We start from the raw sequence: 18,913 nt of genomic DNA, 5'->3' as shown, positions 1-18,913 counted from the left end.
AATGAAAACATTAAACACAATACTTCTATTATTCCTAACGTCAATTGCATTTGCCCAAGTAGGGACAAATGGAGATGATAGAAATGAAGAAGGAAGGAAAATAAAAGAATATAATCTCACTATTGAGGAAAATGAAATGACACTAGCTGGTGTAACCGCCAAAGGTATGACTATCAACGGTAGTATTCCCGGACCAGTTTTGGAATTTAATGAAGGCGACCTTGCTATTATTAATGTTACCAACAAAATGGATGTGGAAACCTCTGTGCATTGGCACGGGTTGATACTTCCAAATTTCTATGATGGCGTACCTTATTTAAATACACCCCCAATCGAACCAGGAGAGACTTTTCAATACAGAATCCCTATCAACCAGTCAGGTACGTATTGGTACCATTCCCATACAATGTTACAAGAACAGAAAGGTGTTTATGGGTCTATTATCATTCATCCAAAAGAAAAAACTTTGGAATATGATAAAGATTTGGTGGTGCTACTCTCTGATTGGACAAACGAGAAACCATTGAACGTGCTACGAAACCTTAAAAGAGGTAACGAGTGGTATCAAGTTAAAAAAGGTACAGCAGTACCATTGAGTAGAGTCATTTCAGAAGGTGCTTTTGGTGCTCAACTGAAATTTTGGAGAGACCGTATGGAAGGGGCTGATATTAGCGATATCTACTATCCCGCCTTTCTAACCAATGGAAAGTCGTTAGCAGAATATCCAGAATTCAAACCAGGCGAAAAAGTACGGCTTCGCTTTATCAATGCATCTGCCTCTACCTATTATTGGATGGACTTTGGTGGTGGAAACCCTATGATTGTTGCAGGAGATGGTATCGATGTGGAACCCGTATCTAAAAGCCGATTTCTATTTGGTATTGCCGAAACCTACGATGTTATCGTAACCATTCCCGATGGTACTTTAGAAGTTACCGCCACAACACAGGATGGCTCTGGAAGCACTTCCTTACGATTGGGTCAGGGAACGCTATATCCAGCAAAAAGAATGGAGAGACCAGACAAGGTCGCTATGATGAAGCAAATGGCCAAAATGGATATGAAAATGGGAGCGCCAGCAATGGCAGGTAATCAAAAGAAAAATACACCTGAAGCTTTAATGAAAAGGTATGGAATGCAAATGGATATGAAAGATGGTAAGATGAATATGGATATGAATAATAAGATGTCGATGAAAGATGGTAAGATGGATAACCAAATGAATATGAATGATAATCATATGCAAATGGAAATGGACAAAAAGATGGATATGAAAAAGGATTCTATGCCAATGAGCCATAATATGTCTATGATGGAGAAAGACTCTAGGTCTTTTGATTACAATACACGTAAAACCTATTTCAACTATGATTTTTTAAAGGCAAAAGAAAATACCACTTATAAGGAAGATTTACCTGTAAATGACCTTTTACTCAACCTAACAGGTAATATGCAACGCTATGTGTGGAGTATAAATGGCGTGCCATTATCTGAAACAGATAAGATTAAAATTAAAGGAGGAGAGGTTACCAGAATAACATTAAATAACTTAACAATGATGCATCACCCAATGCATCTTCACGGTCATTATTTTAGAGTGATTAACGAAAATGGAGAACGTTCACCATTAAAGCATACGGTTAACGTGCCGCCAATGCAAAAAGTGGTTATAGAGTTCTACAACGAAGAATATGGTGATTGGATTTTTCATTGTCACGTCCTATATCATATGATGGGTGGTATGGCAAGAGTATTTAGTTATGATACCCCAAGGGATGTAAGGATGAAGGATTTTCCCGCTCAAAAACTCGTTGATGAAACAGACCATTACTATTCCTGGGGATTGTTGCGTGCAGGCTCAAACTTTAACGAACTCTTTTTGATGTCAACTAATATCCGAAATGGATTTGGTTTACGAGCAGAGTTCGATTATGACAGAAATCTTGAAGCCGAAGTAAACTATGATAGATACCTAAATGATTGGGTACGTCTCTACGTAGGTGTTAATACAGAAACAGAAATACCAAATTCCTTCGATGAGTTCAATACAGTTGGTCTTATTGGTGTAAAATACTTTACACCTTATAGGTTTAATGTAGATGTGAGTATGGATAATCAGCTACGCCCAAGAGTACGTTTGGATAGAGAGCTATTGCTTTTCCCAAGAATTTTTCTGGAAGGTGAGTATGAATATAGAGCAGACTTTGGATGGGTAAATGATATAGGGAATAGCTCTTATGAGAGTGAAACACAATGGTTGGTTGGCCTTTCTTACATCCTGTCAAGAAACTTTTCAATTCAAGGAAACTATAACAACCGATATGGTTGGGGTGGTGGTCTTTTAGCAAGATTCTAATTTAAAATGTAAATAAGTAATAATTAAAAAAAGAAAAAATGAGAAAAACAATTTTAACATCAATCGTATTAATTATGACACTAACAGTAGGCTTTGCACAATCAAAAACAGAAACTGTTTTTGGTGTTAGAGGTAATTGTGGAATGTGTAAATCAACCATTGAAAAATCTGTAAATAATATCGATGGTGTTTTTGAAGCATCTTGGGATAAAGAAACCAAACAAATGTCTATTTCTTATGATAATACAAAAACAGATGTAATGGCTTTACATAAAGCAATAGCAAAATCAGGTTATGACACAGAAAAAGTAAAAGCAGATGAAAATGCTTATAATAATTTACCAGGATGTTGTCAGTATGATAGGGAAATGGAACTATCAGCACCAAAAGAAACAAAAAACAAATAATAGTTAAAATCAAAACAAAATGAGCAAATTAAAATTAGTATTCGGAGTAGTTGCAATAGCATTTGTAGCCCTTACAGCAGTGTCTTGTAAAGATGCCAAAACAGACAAGAATGATTCAACAGAGCATCATTCAGAGATGAATGCAGATGGAGACCATTCAAAAATGAATCACGATAATAGCGATGGTCATCACGATGGTGATAAAAAGGAAATGGCAATGAATGGAAATGGTACCTCACAAGTCGTATTAAATGATTATTTCAACCTTAAAGATGCTTTGGTAGCCGATGACAACGCAAAAGCGAAAAATTTAGGAGGCACATTGGCTAAATCACTTAAGGCTTTTGATACTTCTAAATATTCAGATGATAAGCAAAGCGAACTAAAGGATATTATTGAAGATGCCACTGAACACGCAGAACATATTTCAGAAAGTGACATAGCGCACCAAAGAGAACATTTTAAAGTATTGAGCAAGGATATGGTTGATATGGTAGAAATCACCGGAACATCAATGACCATTTACCAGCAGTATTGTCCAATGTACGATAACAACAAGGGTGGTGCTTGGTTGAGTATGAACAAAGAAATCAGAAATCCCTATTTCGGTGATAAAATGCTAAAATGTGGTAAAGTACAGCGTGAAATCAACTAAATGAAGATTGTAAAAATCATAGCGTGGATAGCATTAATTGCTTTGGTTGCCATACAGTTTTTTCCTGTGGATTACAACCAAAGTGAAACCATACCACAAACCGATTTTATGCTCGTGAACAACGTACCTGTAACGGTTGAAAAATCGTTGCAGGTTTCGTGTTACGATTGCCATAGTAATAACACACAATATCCTTGGTACAATAAGGTGCAACCTGTTGCTTGGTTTCTTGAAGGACATATTAAAAAAGGAAAAGAAGAATTGAATTTTAGTGAATGGGATTCTTATTCCAGCCGACGGAAGAATAGTAAGTTGAGGTCAATAATCAGCCAAATAGAGGATGACAAAATGCCTTTAAAATCATATACATTTATTCATAGTAATGCCGTATTTACAAATACTAAAAAACAAGAAATCATCAAATATTTTAATCAATTAAAAGATAGTTTAAACTAAAACCTTTTTGGCAATGACACATACATTATTTATAAAAAATATGGTTTGTAATCGCTGTAAAATGTCAATTCTTAAACTTTTAAATGATGAAGGTTTTGAAGTAGAAGCTATCCAACTTGGAAAAATAACAGTTAAAGAAAATCCAAATAATGATTATTTAAAATTTGAAAAGAATTTAAATGTTCTAGGTTTTGAATTGATTAAAGACCCTACAAAAGCATTGGTTGAAAAGATTAAGGTGAATCTTATTGAACACATAGAAAAGAACGATACAAATGTTATACTCGCTAAACTTGAAAGTGAAATGGGCAAGAGCTATTCCATATTGAGTAAAACCTTCAGTAAGTCAGAAGGTATAACATTAGAAAAATACTTTATCAACCTAAAAATTGAAAAGGTTAAGGAATATATCCAGTTGCAAGAGCTGAATTTTTCAGAAATAGCATATAGTCTCAATTATAAAAACAGTAGCCATTTGGCAAAACAGTTTAAGCAAGTAACGGGAATGTCTATGACTGATTTTAAAAACCTACAAATTGATAGCAGAAAACCATTAGACCAAATTGTATAAATATTATCCAATATTAGGAAAACCATACTGGCAAGTGAAAGGTAGTTTTGTGGGTTAACTTTAAAATATGAAAACAATGAAACATACATATCATATACACGGAATGACTTGTAACGGTTGTCGCAGTCACGTTGAAGAAACACTTTCAAAAGTAAAAGGTGTTTCAAAGGCATCGGTTAATTTAGAAAAAGCCGAAGCCATTATAGAAATGGAACAGCATATTTCTTTAGAATCCTTTCAAAAGGCTTTAAAAGATGATGGTGGTAGATATAGTATCCATAATCAAGGTGAACATCATCACCATTCAAAACCTAAAACGGAGAAAACCCCAAAAGGCAAAGGAACAGGCACATTTTATTGCCCAATGCATTGCGAGGGTGATAAAACCTACGACAAACCAGGTGATTGTCCTGTATGCGGTATGGATTTGGTTGAAGAACAAAATATTTCTACATCGCAAAAAGAGCAATGGACGTGTCCAATGCATCCAGAAATCGTAAAAGATGAAGCGGGTTCTTGCCCTATTTGCGGTATGGATTTAGTACCAATGCAACCAGACCTTTCTGCTGAAGAAAAGACCTATAAAAAACTATTGAAAAAATTTTGGATAGCAACAGCCTTTACTTTGCCTATTTTCTTAATAGCAATGAGCGAAATGCTTAATAACAATCCTTTATACAATATAATGCAACAGAAATATTGGAATTGGGTACAATTCGTTTTATCCATTCCAGTGGTATTTTATGCAACTTGGATGTTTTTTGAACGTGCTTATCGAAGTATAAAAACGTGGAACCTCAATATGTTTACACTTATTGGTATAGGTGCAGGTGTAGCGTGGTTATTTAGTGTGGTAGGTATGGTATTTCCTGATGTGTTCCCCAATGAGTTTAAAACCGAATCGGGAGCAGTTCACGTGTATTTTGAGGCGGCAACAGTTATTTTAACCTTGGTATTGTTAGGTCAATTATTGGAAGCTCGTGCGCATAGTAAAACCAATTCCGCTGTAAAAGAATTACTGAAATTAGCACCTAACAAAGCTATAAAAATAGTTGATGGTGAAGAGGTTGAAGTGAGTATTGACAAGATAGAACTTAACGATATTCTTAAAGTAAAACCAGGTGATAAAATCCCTGTTGATGGTATTATTACAGAGGGAGAAACCAGTATTGACGAATCAATGATTACTGGTGAACCTATCCCAGTTAATAAGGTTAAAGAAGATAAAGTCAGTAGCGGTACAATAAATGGCAACCAAGCCTTTTTGATGAAAGCGGAAAAAGTAGGTAGCGACACATTACTTTCCCAAATCATACATATGGTAAACGATGCTAGTAGAAGTCGTGCCCCTATTCAAAATCTTGCAGATAAAGTATCGGGTTACTTCGTACCTGTGGTAGTCATTATTTCTGTTATCACTTTTATTGTTTGGGGTATTTGGGGGCCAGAACCAGCCTATGTATATGCGTTTGTTAATGCCATCGCAGTATTAATTATTGCTTGTCCTTGTGCTTTAGGTTTGGCAACACCAATGTCAGTTATGGTTGGTGTGGGTAAAGGTGCTCAAAATGGTGTATTGATTAAAAATGCAGAAGCATTAGAAAAAATGAATAAGGTAAATACCCTTATTGTAGATAAAACAGGAACTATAACAGAAGGTAAACCCACAGTTGAAACCGTAGGTTCTTTTAGTGATAATTATAACGACAAAAAGGTACTTCAATACATCGTCTCGTTAAATACCAACAGTGAACATCCATTAGCAGAAGCAACAGTAAAATATGGTAAAGAACTTAATGCTGAAATTTTAAAATCTGCCAATTTTAGTGCAGTTACAGGAAAGGGCGTAGAAGCTGAAATTGATAATAAAAAAGTGGCTTTAGGTAATCCAAAAATGATGGAATACGCAAATGCTGAAATCACCTCTAAAATGAAGGAAGAAGCTAAAACCTATCAAAAACAAGGGAAAACAGTCTCATATTTAGCTATCGATAAAAAAGTGGTTGGTTATGTAGTTATAGGTGATAAAATCAAATATACCAGTGCAAAAGCTATAAAAGAACTGCAAAATAATGGTGTTGATGTGATAATGCTTACAGGAGATAATCACGATACAGCCCAAGCGGTAGCATCAGAGTTGAATCTGGCAGATTTTAAAGCGAGTATGTTACCCGAAGATAAATTAAAAGAAGTCGAGAAACTTCAAAACAATGGTAAAGTGGTTGCTATGGCAGGCGATGGTATCAACGATGCACCTGCATTGGCAAAAAGTGATGTAGGTATTGCAATGGGTACAGGAACAGATGTCGCTATTGAAAGTGCTATGATTACATTGGTAAAAGGTGATTTACACGGTATAGTTAAAGCTCGTCATTTAAGTAGTGCAGTAATGAAGAACATTAAACAAAACCTATTTTTTGCACTTATCTATAACACATTGGGCGTTCCTATAGCGGCAGGTGTGTTATTTCCATTTTTTGGAATTTTATTATCACCAATGATTGCAGCTTTAGCAATGAGTTTTAGTTCTGTTTCAGTTATAGGTAATGCATTACGATTAAGAACAATTAAAGTATAACCATAAAATTAAATAATATGGAAAATTCAAAAGAACACTCAAACAAAGGAAACTATAAAACCTTCTTTATAATGTTGGCTTGCTCATTTGTAGCAATGTACATTACAATGTATTTAAATACCTATTCAATAGACCACGTGTATTTTAGTTTAACAAGATTCTATATGACTTGCTTGGGTATTTCAGCAATGGCAGTAATAATGTGGTTTTTTATGCGAAAAATGTATAATGATAGAAAGAAAAATATAGCAATTCTTGCAGGTAGTTTTATTCTGTTTATAGGGGCTTTAGGGTTAGTAAGAGCACAAGCACCAATTATTGGTGATGTCCTTTGGATGAAAGCAATGATTCCTCATCACTCTATCGCTATTTTAACAAGTGAAAGGGCAGATATTCAAGACCCAGAAGTAAAAAAACTGGCAGAAGATATTATTGAAGCACAACGCAAGGAAATAGAAGAAATGAAAGCAATGATAAAACGATTAGAAAATGAAAACAAATAAGATACTAATCTATTTAGGAATATTAGCAGTTGGTTTATTATTAGGTTGGTTGCTATTTGGCGGTTCATCAAAAGAAGAAGCAGACCATAATCACAATGAAGTTGCACAAACTAATCAAATGTGGACTTGCTCTATGCATCCACAAATTATGCAACCAGAACCAGGCGATTGTCCCATTTGTGGAATGGACTTAATTCCTGCCGAGGCTGGTGCAGATGGATTAACAGCAGACCAGTTTAAATTAACAGCTAATGCAATGGCTTTAGCAAACATTCAAACTACAATTGTAGGTAATGGTTCAGCAGAAAATGGAATCATCAAACTATCGGGTAAAATAGCTGAAAATGAAGAAGCAAATGCAGTACAAGTGAGTTATTTTTCTGGTAGAATTGAACGGTTGAATATCAGTTTTACAGGTGAAGAAGTACGTAAAGGTCAATTGTTGGCAACAATCTATTCACCAGAATTATATGCAGCTCAACAAGAATTGATTACAGCGGCTTCTTTAAAAGCATCGCAACCTGCTTTATACAAAGCGGTTCGTAATAAATTAAAGCTTTGGAAATTGTCTGAAACTCAAATCAACCAAATTGAATCCTCTGGAAAAGTCATTGAAAATTTCCCTGTGTATGCTACCGTTTCAGGCACGGTGACTGAAAAATTAGTGGAACAAGGCGATTATATTAAGCAAGGTCAGCCTTTGTTGAAAATTGCTAATCTCAATACGGTTTGGGCAAATTTTGATGTGTATGAAAATCAAATTGAACAATTCAAAAAAGGGCAAGAAGTTTCCGTATCAACAAATGCTTATCCTAATAAACAGTTTAAAGGCACAGTAGATTTTATAAACCCTGTTTTAAACACAAAAACACGTACTGTAACCTTACGAGTAGTTCTTAATAATACCGATGATATATTTAAACCAGGAATGTTTGTGACCGCAGAAATTAAAAGTACTCAAACTGATAGAAATGGAGTGTTGACAATTCCATCATCAGCAGTACTCTGGACAGGCGAACGCTCTGTAGTCTATCTCAAAGCAAATCCAAACGAACCTGTTTTTGAATTGAAAGAAGTGGCTTTAGGTAATAAAATCGGTGATAATTATGAGGTATTAGAGGGATTATTTACAGGAAATGAAATTGTTACCAACGGAACGTTTACGGTGGATGCTGCTGCACAACTACAGGGCAAAAAGTCAATGATGAACAAGCAAGGTGGTAAAACAATGACAGGTCACGAAGGTCATTTAGGTATGGATAATAATACATCAAAAAAAGAAAGTGACCATACTAATATGAATGAACGCTTAAAAGTATCAGAGAAATTTCAAGAGCAATTAAAAGAGATATACAATGATTACATCAATTTAAAAGATGCTTTAGTAAAAGAAGACGCAAAAGGCAGTTCGCAAAATGCAACTTCGTTACTATCAAATTTGAGTAAGACAGATATGAAATTGCTTAAGGATGAAGCACACAATCACTGGATGTCATTAGTTGGCGACATAAAAGCTTCTACGACATCAATAGCCGGTTCTCAAGACATTAAAACACAAAGGAATCACTTTAAATATTTGTCTTCTCATTTAATAAAAGCGGTTCAAATATTTGGTGTAAATGAAAAGGTATATGTAGAATTTTGCCCTATGGCAGATAACAATAACGGAGCCTATTGGTTAAGCAAAGAAGAAAAAGTAATCAATCCATATTTTGGTGACGCAATGCTTAAATGTGGTGGGGTTAAACAAACAATAGAATAAATAAACACAGACAATAATTAAATTTTTAAAAAATGAAAAAAGTAATTTTAAGTGTAGCTATTATAGCAGCTATCGGATTAACAAGTTGTAAAAAAGAAACTAAAAAAGTTGAAGAAGCGACAACAACGGAAGTATCAAAAGAAATCACAATGACAAATTTATCTTTTGGCGTAAGAGGTAACTGTGGCATGTGTAAAAGTACCATTGAAAAAGCAGCCAATAGTGTAGAAGGTGTTATTGCTGCAAGCTGGAATAAAGACAAAAAGAAAATAGATGTATCCTTTAATGGTGATAAAACAGGTGCTGTGGCAATTCATAAGGCAATAGCCGCATCTGGTTATGATACCGAAAAAGTGGCAGCTAATAATATGGCTTACAACAATTTACCTGAATGCTGCCAATACGACCACGAAATGAATATGGATCAATCAGATAAAATAAAAAGTAAAGATCATTAATTCCTAAAGAATGTCTTAGATGTTACATTTGTTGTTAAGTATAAATTTTTGGTTTAGTGGAGTTTAAATGTAATGAACAAGACTTAATATGGCATACAGATGTTATCTGTTGTCGTTTAAGTTTTGTTTTAACCGTGGAGTTTTACCAATAGTATTATCCGAAGTTAGATATATGACCCAACTGTAAAAAGATAATATAGAATTTTTGTAAAGCATCTTTTTGATGATTCAGGTAGGGCTTTGAGCAAATAGACTTATTGGTGTCGAATCTATACTAAATTCATGTGGTTTGAACTCAATTACAGTTATTGCATATGTGAGTTCATCAAAGTTTCCAGATGATAGTATCCAAAATAATTTTGAGTATGCTAATAACAGCGCATAAGAAGTGGCTTCAATTTTCACTAATGTTTCATCCTTAAAGATACATGTGCAAGAGTGTCATTACTATCTTCATATGTACTTTTGCTCTGAGAATAGATGATAGTCTAAAATAAAATTCTACAAATAAAAAATTAGAAAAATTGAACAGAAGGGTCGAAGTCATTTGGGAAAACAAACTTCGTACTAACTAGGTTTATGGTATCGGCCGTATGTTGAATATAAGCGAAAAACCCAAGACATTAAATCTTGGGTTTTTCTTTGTTTATCTAGTAGCGAGATCGAGATTTGAACTCGAGACCTCCGGGTTATGAATCCGACGCTCTAACCAACTGAGCTACCTCGCCTAATTTTGTGGCTGCAAATATAAAAACAAAATCCATGTTACCAAACCAAACCCACAGAAAATATTCTTAAAAATTATTGTTATTCTTATCAATTAATGTATATATTGGGCAGTATAAATTTGACACTGACTCATGGACGATAAAATTAGATTTGACATAGAATTCCCAATACACGCTTCCCCTCAATTGCTATATCAGTATATTTCAACGCCATCGGGCTTATCTGAATGGTTTTCAGACAACGTAAACTCGCGAGGCGAAATGTTCACTTTTATATGGGATGGCAGTGAAGAAAAGGCCAAATTATTAAATAAGAAAAGTGGCGAGCGCGTAAAATTTAGGTGGATGGAAGATGTGGAAGACGAGCAATCTTACTATTTTGAAATCAGAATTCAAGTAGACGAAATCACAAAAGATGTTTCGTTAATGATTACCGATTACGCCGAAGAAGATGAAATTGAAGAAGCCAAAATGCTTTGGGAAAATCAAATATCCAGCTTAAAGCAAGTATTGGGCTCGGCATAGCATCAATCGTATAAATTGAATTATATTTGTCCCGCTGAAACATTAATTTAGCGGGATTTTTTATGATAAATTTTAACGGAACACTGGCAGCAGAAAATAATATTTTATCAACTCAAAATAGAGGCTATGCCTATGGCGATGCGCTTTTTGAAACGATAAAAGTAAGCCACGGAAAAATTTTATTTTGGGAAGACCACTACTTTAGGCTCATGGCCTCTATGCGAATTTTGCGGATGGAAATACCTATGGCATTCACGATGGAATTTCTAGAAGAAGAAATTACAAAAACCATCGAGGTTAATGGATTTTCAAATGAATCTGCGCGGGTTAAGTTGAGTGTTCATAGAAGTGAGGGCGGACTCTACACTCCGGAAACGAACGAAGTAGAGTATATCATTTCGGCAAAAAGCTTGGCAGAACATTTCTATTTGATAAACGATGGTTTTTACGAAGTCGACTTGTTTAAAGACTATTATGTATCGCCTTCCTTGCTTTCCACATTAAAAACGAATAATAAAGTGTTGAATGTAGTGGGAAGTGTTTTTGCTAATGAAAATAACCTGAATAATTGTTTTTTGCTAAACACCGATAAAAAAGTGGTGGAAGCATTAAACGGAAACGTGTTTTTGGTAAAGGGCAATACCATAAAAACACCACCGTTAAGCGACGGTTGCTTAAAAGGGGTGATGCGCACCCAGCTTATCAACTTAATAAAAAACTTGCCCGATTTTGAGTTGGTTGAAGAATCAGTGTCTCCATTCGAACTTCAAAAAGCTGATGAGATTTTCATCACTAATGTCATTACTGGAATACAACCGGTTAGTAAATACAGAAAAAAAGTGTTTGGTAATGAAACGGCCAAGCAACTGCTTCAAAAACTAAATGTAAAGATTAGGTTGGGTTAGTTGAAACTGGGGTTTTCTGGGGCGTTGCTCCAAATGCTGTATTCACCACCAAACTCCAACATTTTTTCTTTCCAAAACGATTCGTAATCTTTTTCGATAATGTTCTTTTCATAAACATTTTCGGTAACTACCCATGAGTTGGCCTTGAGTTCGTTTTCCAATTGATTGGCTTCCCAACCCGAGTAGCCCAGAAAAAACTTAATGTCGGTTTCTTTAATGGTGTGGTCTTTTATCAATTCGGCCACTTTTGTGAAATCACCACCCCAATAAATGCCCAGTGAAATTTCAATACTGTTGGGTATAAGATGCGGTATTTTATGGATAAAATAAAGATTGTCCTGCTCTACGGGGCCGCCGTTGTAAACCCTGTAAGTGGCTTCAACTTCAGGAATGAGATCATTAATATTGTATTCAAGTGGTTTGTTCAATATAAAGCCAATAGAGCCTTCGTGCGAATGGTCGGCCAATAAAACTATGGAGCGATTAAAAGATACATCGCCAATAATTGCTGGTTCGGCAATCAATAAATTTCCTTTTTTGGGTTTTGTTGTAACCATAATATCAGGAATTAGTAACTAAATCTAATATTTATTTATTAAAAAAACAACTCTTTGGAGCAGATATAAAAAAAGCCCCCACAATTTGTGGGGGCTTTCTGTTTTTTATAAAGAGTAAAAATTAGTTTACTGCATTTGATAAATCTGAACCAGCTTTAAACTTTACTACGTTTTTAGCTTTGATTTTGATAGTATCTCCTGTTTGAGGGTTTCTTCCTTCTCTTGCAGCTCTTTTAGAAACTGACCAAGATCCAAATCCAACTAAAGAAACTCTGTTACCTTTTTGTAAAGCTCCTTCAATTTCAATTAGCGCACACTCTAAAGCTTTTTTTGCAGCAGCTTTAGTGATTCCTGCATGTTCTGCCATTGCATCGATTAAATCTGTTTTGTTCATGATGTAAAATTTAATTATTAATAAATTGGTTAAACTTCTCGTTAAATCCTCTACAAATTTATACGGATTATGCAACCATGCAAGTAATAGCAAGGGAAAAACGCTGTTTTGTTAATAACTTGAAGCATTTGTTAATAAATGAAAGGCATTTCATCGGTGTTTTATAGAAGTCAGTAATTATAAGGGTTTACAGCATTTTGGCATTTTCTTTAAAGTTGAAACCGTTTAAAAACGATTTTACGTCCATTTTTCGTTTTCCCGGAAGTTTCAAATCTTTAATAATAATGTAACCGTTTGAAACAGCTACTTTTAGTTCTTTTTTACTGCGAACTATAGTTCCAATTTCTAAATTGTGGCTCGCATTTTCTTTTTCGGCATTGTAAATTTTTATATCGTAGTCCTCATGTTTGTTTTGCATAATGCACCAAGCCGCAGGGTAGGGGCTCAAACCGCGAATATGATTATAAATGGCATCTACAGGTTGCTGCCAATTAATTTTACAATTGTCTTTGTTGAGTTTGTAAGCAGTTTTAATGTCGTCGGTTTCTTTTTGCGGAACCGTTTCAACATTTCCTTTTTCAATCAATGACACGGTTTTCAGTACCAGTTGACTTCCAATATCCATGAGTTTGTCATGTAGGCTACCAGCATTTTCATTGGGATCTATATTAATTTCCTCTTGAAGGATCATGTCCCCGGTATCGATTTTTTCATCAATAAAGAATGTGGAAACACCGGTTTTGGTTTCGCCGTTAATGATAGCCCAGTTAATGGGAGCGGCCCCTCTGTAGTTGGGCAATAGCGAGGCATGCAGATTAAAGGTACCGAATTCCGGCATTTGCCAAACCACTTTAGGTAGCATCCTAAAGGCCACCACAATTTGAAGATTGGCGTTTAAGGCTTTTAGTTCGCTTAAAAAATCTTCGCTTTTTAAATTGGTGGGCTGAAGAATATTTAAATCCTGCTGTAAAGCATACTTTTTTACGGCACTTTCATTAAGTTTTCGGCCGCGGCCTGCGGGTTTGTCGGGTGCGGTAATCACGCCCACAATGTTATAATGGTTCTCAACGAGTGTTTTTAAAGTGGCCACTGCAAAATCGGGAGTGCCCATAAATACAATTCTTAAATCTTTCATCTTTGTTCTTGCTTCTTTATTGGTGTTCGGGTTAACGTGGGTGTTTTACAAATGACTTAGTTTATACGTATTGGTTGGTGTTATGCTAATAATTTGATGTTCTAATAATAATTTTAAAACTGTTTTTAATTCGGTTTCTGTACAGTCTAATTTTTCGGCAAGGGTTCTTGATGGTTGTTCGCCGTTTTCAAGAATGCCGACAAGTTTTTTCTTCATCGCATTTAAATCTTGCGGTTTGTTTGCTTTGTTGGGCTTGGTACAAACCGAGCAAATACCGCAGGGTTTCGTTTCTGTCTCACCAAAATAAGCTAAAAGTTGCTCGCTTTTACAAACCGAATCGTTTTCAATATAGCTAATCATGGCCTCCACTTGGTACTGCTTCAGCTGGTTTTGTTGTTTGATGGTTTTGGCAATACGGTTAATGGTTTTATCGTCTTCCCGAGGTTCGATAAACGTAATTTGTGCATCGGTTTTGGTAAGATTCAGCATGATAATCTCGTCGCGCTCCAACTGCGTTAATCCTTTTATTATTGTGGCTTGACTTATGGATGCTTTTTCTGAAACTTTACTCAAATCTATTTTTGTAGGATGATCGAAAATTCCGCCGTAAAGGCGTAAAATAGATTTTACAACAATGTCCAGATTTTGGTGTGTTTCCAAATATCTGAACAGAGATTGGTTGGAAGTGATAAACTGAACTGTTGTTTTGTTTTGAAATTGGCGAGTTAATGAAATGATGCTATTTCTGTCTAACACAAGCAGTGCATTATAGCATAATAGTGTATTGAAATTATAGGTCTTGCAAAAGGTGTTGAAATCGAAATCGAAGGTTTGGTATTCGCCCTCACCAAACGAAATTTGAAAATAGGCGCACAGCTTACGATACACTTGTTTTACAAAATCGACATTGGGCAGCACGTTCAAAAATTGGTTTTTCACCAAATTCTTGTCGCTTTCGTTTTTTAAGATAACCGCAAACGATTTTTCTCCGTTTCGGCCGGCACGACCGGCTTCCTGGAAATAACTCTCCAGGCTTTCCGGCAGATTAAAATGGATAACTGTTTTTACATTGGGTTTGTCTATTCCCATTCCAAAAGCATTGGTCGCCACCATAACTTGACTTTGCTCATGCAGCCACGAATTCATGTTGTTTTCCTTTTCACTGTTTGAAAGTCCGCCGTGGTAGCTGGTAGCGCTTATGTTTTTCGATTTTAAAAAATCACTTAGCTCAATGGTGAGTTTTCGGTTTCTTACATAAACAATAGAAGGGGCTTTGTATTTTTTTAAAATAGATTCCAGCCTGTAGTGTTTATCGTTTTCGTTGAGCACCATGTATCCCAAATTTGGGCGAGCAAACGATGTTTTGAATATTTTAGGATTGATAAAATCAAGTTCGTGAACAATATCTTCGACTACCTCAGGACGTGCCGAAGCCGTAAGCGCCACCACATTGGCGCTTGGGCGTAATTGCCGCAATAAGGCTATATTTTTATAAGCTGGCCTAAAATCGCTACCCCACTGCGAGATACAATGAGCTTCATCTACTGCGATTAGATTCACGTTCATTTGCCGAATCCGGTCTTGCACCAATTCTTGCTGTAAACGTTCGGGCGACAGGTAAAGGAATTTATACTTGCCGTAAATACAATTGTCTAAAAGCGTGTCGAGCTGATTGTAAGATATACCGCTGGTTATGGCCATGGCCTTTATGCCTTTATCTTTTAGCGCTTGCACTTGGTCTTTCATTAAAGCAATTAAAGGCGAGATAACAATACAAATACCAGGTTTTGACAAAGCAGGAATTTGAAAGCATAGCGATTTTCCGCCACCAGTAGGCATCAATACAAAGGTGTCTTCGCCATGTATTACCGAGTTAATGATGTCTTCCTGTTGCGCCCTAAAGGAGGTGAAGTTCCAATAACGTTCCAATATGTTAATGGGGTGCTCCATGGCTACTGTTCTAAGGCATTTAATATAAATTCGGTACGATGGTTTACCGTACCAAAAGGCACATCAATTAAATTGTAGCCAAACCGTTTGTAGGCACTAATAAGGTGGTCGTGTATTTTTAAAGCTTGCTCAAAACTTTCGTAGCGTTCGTTGTCGCTGGTGTAAATTTCGCGCCATGGCTTTAATATGAATACTTGATGGTACTTGGTATTTTTGCAAGCGTCAACAAAGGTTTGTGGATAAGTGTCGCCGATATAGTCCATATAGGCTAGCACATCTGGAATGCCCCGATCAAAAAAAACGGTTTGGTTTTTGTAAATATCGGCATCAATAAATTGCTTTTGCCGTCCTTTTAAAAGCAGTTCGCTAAACAGTAAGGGTTCGGTTAAAAACAGTTGATCAATACCTTTTTTTTGGGCATCGAGGGTAATCTGCCTCGAAATTTCTTCCATGCAGTTATGGCCGTTGCTTATCAAGTTATTGATTACGGTCGATTTGCCCGTTCCTGGCCCTCCGGTAATAACAATTTTTTTTGTGTTCAATGTGCCTATATTTGCTGTAAAAATCGGAATTTAACTATTATAAAAAAAATAGAAAGGAAAACGTATATTTGCCGTCTAAAACAAAGCTATGGGAACAGCTCCAAATTCAGAAGAATTTTATAAAAAATTAAAGGCCCAGTTGCAGGATACGGCAATGTGGCCTTCAGAATATCTTTATAAGTTTATCGTAATTTCCGATACGGCAAAAATAAAACAAATTGAAAATCTTTTCAATAATTTGGGTGCCGTGATCAGTACCACCGAATCTAAAAACGGCAAATACACTAGTGTTTCGATAAATGTTAGGATGAAAAATCCAGATGCGGTAATTACAAAGTACAAAGAGGTTGCAGAAAAAGTAGAAGGTGTCATCAGTCTTTAATTATTTTTTGTATTTTGCACAGGCATAATAACTACATGCAAACCATTAATTTCTACACATTTTAATTTTGATCGATAATTTAGAATACAATACAGAGCGTGAACATTTAATCATTCCGGAATACGGGCGCCACATGCAAAAAATGATTAATTACGCCAAAGCCATTGAAAGTAAAGAAGAACGTAATAAAGTGGCCAAGGCCATTATTTCGGTTATGGGTAATATGCAACCGCATTTACGTGATGTACCCGATTTTCAACATAAACTTTGGGATCAGTTGTTTATCATGTCCAATTTCGAATTGGATGTCGATTCGCCTTATGAAAAGCCAACAAAGGAACTTTTTGAAGAGCGACCAGAGCCACTAAAATACCCACAAAATCATCCGAAATACCGTTTTTACGGAAACAATATTAAAACCATGATTGATGTGGCCAATACTTGGGACGATGGCGATTTAAAAGAAGCGTTGATCTATACCATTGCCAACCACATGAAAAAGTGTTTCTTAAATTGGAACAAAGACACGGTTGAAGACGATGTAATTTACGATCATTTATTTGAGCTTTCCGGAGGAAAAATTAATCTGAAAAATTCAGAGGAAGACCTGTCAGACGCGTCGAGTTTAATGCGTAGTAAAAGCAAATATTCTGGTGGGAAAAAAAGCCATCACAAAAAAGGAAGCAATCGTCAACGTAAGCGTTACTAATCGATATGGGAGTATTTAAAATTGAAGGCGGGCACCAGTTAAAAGGAAGCATTCAGCCACAAGGTGCCAAAAACGAAGCCCTCCAAATATTATGTGCTGTACTGCTTACCCCAGAAAAAATTACCATAAATAACATTCCCGATATTGTTGATGTTAATAAGCTTATCGATTTGTTACGCAAATTGGGGGTGAAAATTGAAAAACTTCAAAAAGGTAGTTATACATTCCAAGCAGATGATGTAAACCTAGCATATCTGGAATCCGATCAATTTAAAATAGACGGCCGTGGTTTACGCGGGTCGATTATGATTGTTGGCCCCTTGTTGGCACGATTCGGGAAAGGCTATATTCCAAAACCCGGAGGTGATAAAATTGGTCGTCGCCGATTGGATACCCACTTTGAAGGCTTAATAAAATTAGGCGCTAAATTTGGTTACAGTCGGGAGGAACAATTTTACGGGGTTGAAGCGAAAAAACTAAAAGGAACGTACATGCTCCTTGAAGAAGCTTCGGTAACAGGAACCGCCAATATTTTAATGGCTGCTGTGTTGGCCGAAGGACAAACCACCATTTACAACGCTGCCTGCGAACCCTATTTACAGCAATTGTGTAAAATGCTTAATAGAATGGGGGCCAAGATTAGTGGAGTAGGCTCGAATATGTTGATTATTGACGGTGTGGAAAGTTTGGGAGGTACCGAGCACACCATGTTGCCCGATATGATTGAAATTGGAAGTTGGATAGGTTTGGCAGCGATGACTAAAAGCGAGCTTACTATTACCAATGTGTCGTGGAAAGATTTGGGAATTATTCCTGAAACGTTCAGAAAATTGGGTATAACGGTAGAACGAAAAGGCGACGATATTTATATTCCGGCGCATACCGATGGTTACGAAATACAAAGTTTTATCGACGGGTCTATTTTAACCATTGCCGATGCACCTTGGCCTGGGTTTACACCAGACTTGTTGAGTATTATTTTAGTGGTGGCCACACAGGCACGAGGCAGTGTTTTGGTGCACCAAAAAATGTTTGAAAGCCGACTGTTTTTCGTCGATAAATTAATTGATATGGGCGCAAAAATTATTCTTTGCGATCCACATCGAGCTACTGTTATTGGTCACGATTTTAAATCAACGTTAAAAGCGACCACCATGACCTCGCCTGATATCCGTGCAGGAGTATCCTTATTGATTGCCGCGCTTTCAGCAAAGGGTACATCAACCATTCAAAACATAGAACAGATAGACCGTGGTTACGAAAATATAGACGAACGCTTACGTGCCATTGGTGCAAAAATAGAAAGGATAGATTAAAATAATCTATCCTTTTTTTTACTT

Annotated in this window: 19 protein-coding genes and 1 tRNA gene; 14 read left to right on the top strand and 6 right to left on the bottom strand. The window is 36.1% G+C overall.

The annotated features are described in order from the left end of the window. Position 1 precedes the first annotated feature (1 nt). The 9 genes from HC176_RS09270 (at position 2) to HC176_RS09230 (ending at position 9,746) form a co-directional block, all read left to right on the top strand. Positions 2-2,356: a multicopper oxidase domain-containing protein gene (locus tag HC176_RS09270; RefSeq protein WP_129760626.1), complete on the top strand. Its 2,355-nt coding sequence runs from the start codon at positions 2-4 to the stop codon at positions 2,354-2,356. Positions 2,357-2,394: 38 nt separating this feature from the next. Then, the gene (locus HC176_RS09265) at positions 2,395-2,763 is read left to right on the top strand and encodes a heavy-metal-associated domain-containing protein (protein WP_129760627.1); all 369 of its coding nucleotides are present in this window, start codon (positions 2,395-2,397) and stop codon (positions 2,761-2,763) included. Positions 2,764-2,782: 19 nt separating this feature from the next. After that, the gene (locus HC176_RS09260) at positions 2,783-3,418 is read left to right on the top strand and encodes a DUF3347 domain-containing protein (protein ID WP_129760628.1); all 636 of its coding nucleotides are present in this window, start codon (positions 2,783-2,785) and stop codon (positions 3,416-3,418) included. Continuing rightward, positions 3,419-3,874, top strand: coding sequence for a heme-binding domain-containing protein (locus HC176_RS09255; protein ID WP_129760629.1), 456 nt, complete (start codon positions 3,419-3,421; stop codon positions 3,872-3,874). It abuts the gene before it with no gap. Between the two features lie 13 nt (positions 3,875-3,887). Continuing rightward, positions 3,888-4,445: a helix-turn-helix domain-containing protein gene (locus HC176_RS09250; protein WP_129760630.1), complete on the top strand. Its 558-nt coding sequence runs from the start codon at positions 3,888-3,890 to the stop codon at positions 4,443-4,445. A 76-nt stretch (positions 4,446-4,521) separates the two neighbouring features. After that, positions 4,522-7,023, top strand: a complete 2,502-nt coding sequence (locus HC176_RS09245; protein ID WP_134200226.1) for a heavy metal translocating P-type ATPase — start codon at positions 4,522-4,524, stop codon at positions 7,021-7,023. A gap of 17 nt (positions 7,024-7,040) precedes the next feature. After that, positions 7,041-7,526: a DUF305 domain-containing protein gene (locus tag HC176_RS09240; protein ID WP_129760632.1), complete on the top strand. Its 486-nt coding sequence runs from the start codon at positions 7,041-7,043 to the stop codon at positions 7,524-7,526. Beyond that, positions 7,513-9,288 carry an efflux RND transporter periplasmic adaptor subunit gene (locus HC176_RS09235; protein WP_167917911.1) on the top strand — a complete coding sequence of 592 codons (1,776 nt, stop codon included), beginning with the start codon at positions 7,513-7,515 and terminating at the stop codon, positions 9,286-9,288. The genes HC176_RS09240 and HC176_RS09235 overlap by 14 nt, the downstream gene beginning before the upstream one ends. A gap of 32 nt (positions 9,289-9,320) precedes the next feature. Next, positions 9,321-9,746: a heavy-metal-associated domain-containing protein gene (locus HC176_RS09230; protein WP_167917910.1), complete on the top strand. Its 426-nt coding sequence runs from the start codon at positions 9,321-9,323 to the stop codon at positions 9,744-9,746. Positions 9,747-10,400: 654 nt separating this feature from the next. Here the strand turns inward: HC176_RS09230 and HC176_RS09225 are convergent. Further along, positions 10,401-10,474, bottom strand: a tRNA-Met gene (locus tag HC176_RS09225). 132 nt (positions 10,475-10,606) lie between these two features. Between HC176_RS09225 and HC176_RS09220 the strand changes: the two genes are divergently transcribed. Both HC176_RS09220 and HC176_RS09215 read left to right on the top strand, forming a co-directional pair. Further along, positions 10,607-10,999 (top strand): START-like domain-containing protein, encoded by a 393-nt coding sequence (locus tag HC176_RS09220; protein WP_167917909.1) that lies wholly within the window; start codon positions 10,607-10,609, stop codon positions 10,997-10,999. Positions 11,000-11,061: 62 nt separating this feature from the next. After that, positions 11,062-11,904, top strand: coding sequence for an aminotransferase class IV (locus tag HC176_RS09215; RefSeq protein ID WP_167917908.1), 843 nt, complete (start codon positions 11,062-11,064; stop codon positions 11,902-11,904). Here HC176_RS09215 and HC176_RS09210 read toward each other — a convergent pair. From HC176_RS09210 to HC176_RS09190, 5 genes are all read right to left on the bottom strand, one after another. Continuing rightward, complete coding sequence (locus HC176_RS09210; RefSeq protein WP_167917907.1) at positions 11,901-12,461, bottom strand: YqgE/AlgH family protein; 561 nt, start codon at positions 12,459-12,461, stop codon at positions 11,901-11,903. The genes HC176_RS09215 and HC176_RS09210 overlap by 4 nt on opposite strands. Before the next feature lie 121 nt (positions 12,462-12,582). Next, entirely contained in the window at positions 12,583-12,855 is a 273-nt protein-coding gene (locus tag HC176_RS09205; protein ID WP_167917906.1) for an HU family DNA-binding protein, read from the bottom strand. A 187-nt stretch (positions 12,856-13,042) separates the two neighbouring features. After that, complete coding sequence (fmt, locus tag HC176_RS09200) at positions 13,043-13,990, bottom strand: methionyl-tRNA formyltransferase (protein ID WP_167917905.1); 948 nt, start codon at positions 13,988-13,990, stop codon at positions 13,043-13,045. A gap of 45 nt (positions 13,991-14,035) precedes the next feature. Next, positions 14,036-15,940, bottom strand: a complete 1,905-nt coding sequence (locus HC176_RS09195; RefSeq protein ID WP_167917904.1) for a RecQ family ATP-dependent DNA helicase — start codon at positions 15,938-15,940, stop codon at positions 14,036-14,038. Between the two features lie 2 nt (positions 15,941-15,942). Beyond that, a complete protein-coding gene (locus tag HC176_RS09190) occupies positions 15,943-16,482 on the bottom strand; it encodes an AAA family ATPase (protein WP_167917903.1) in 540 nt (179 codons plus the stop codon). Positions 16,483-16,570: 88 nt separating this feature from the next. On the opposite strand from HC176_RS09190, the gene HC176_RS09185 reads away from it, so the two are divergent. The 3 genes from HC176_RS09185 to murA all read left to right on the top strand — a co-directional run bounded on the left by HC176_RS09185 (position 16,571) and on the right by murA (position 18,889). Continuing rightward, entirely contained in the window at positions 16,571-16,864 is a 294-nt protein-coding gene (locus tag HC176_RS09185; RefSeq protein ID WP_167917902.1) for a DUF493 family protein, read from the top strand. A 67-nt stretch (positions 16,865-16,931) separates the two neighbouring features. Then, positions 16,932-17,573: a DUF4290 domain-containing protein gene (locus tag HC176_RS09180; RefSeq protein ID WP_167917901.1), complete on the top strand. Its 642-nt coding sequence runs from the start codon at positions 16,932-16,934 to the stop codon at positions 17,571-17,573. Between the two features lie 5 nt (positions 17,574-17,578). Continuing rightward, positions 17,579-18,889 (top strand): UDP-N-acetylglucosamine 1-carboxyvinyltransferase, encoded by a 1,311-nt coding sequence (murA, locus tag HC176_RS09175; protein ID WP_167917900.1) that lies wholly within the window; start codon positions 17,579-17,581, stop codon positions 18,887-18,889. Positions 18,890-18,913: the final 24 nt, after the last annotated feature.

Source organism: Tamlana crocina (assembly GCF_012037625.1).
This window is presented reverse-complemented; position numbering and strand designations above follow the sequence as displayed.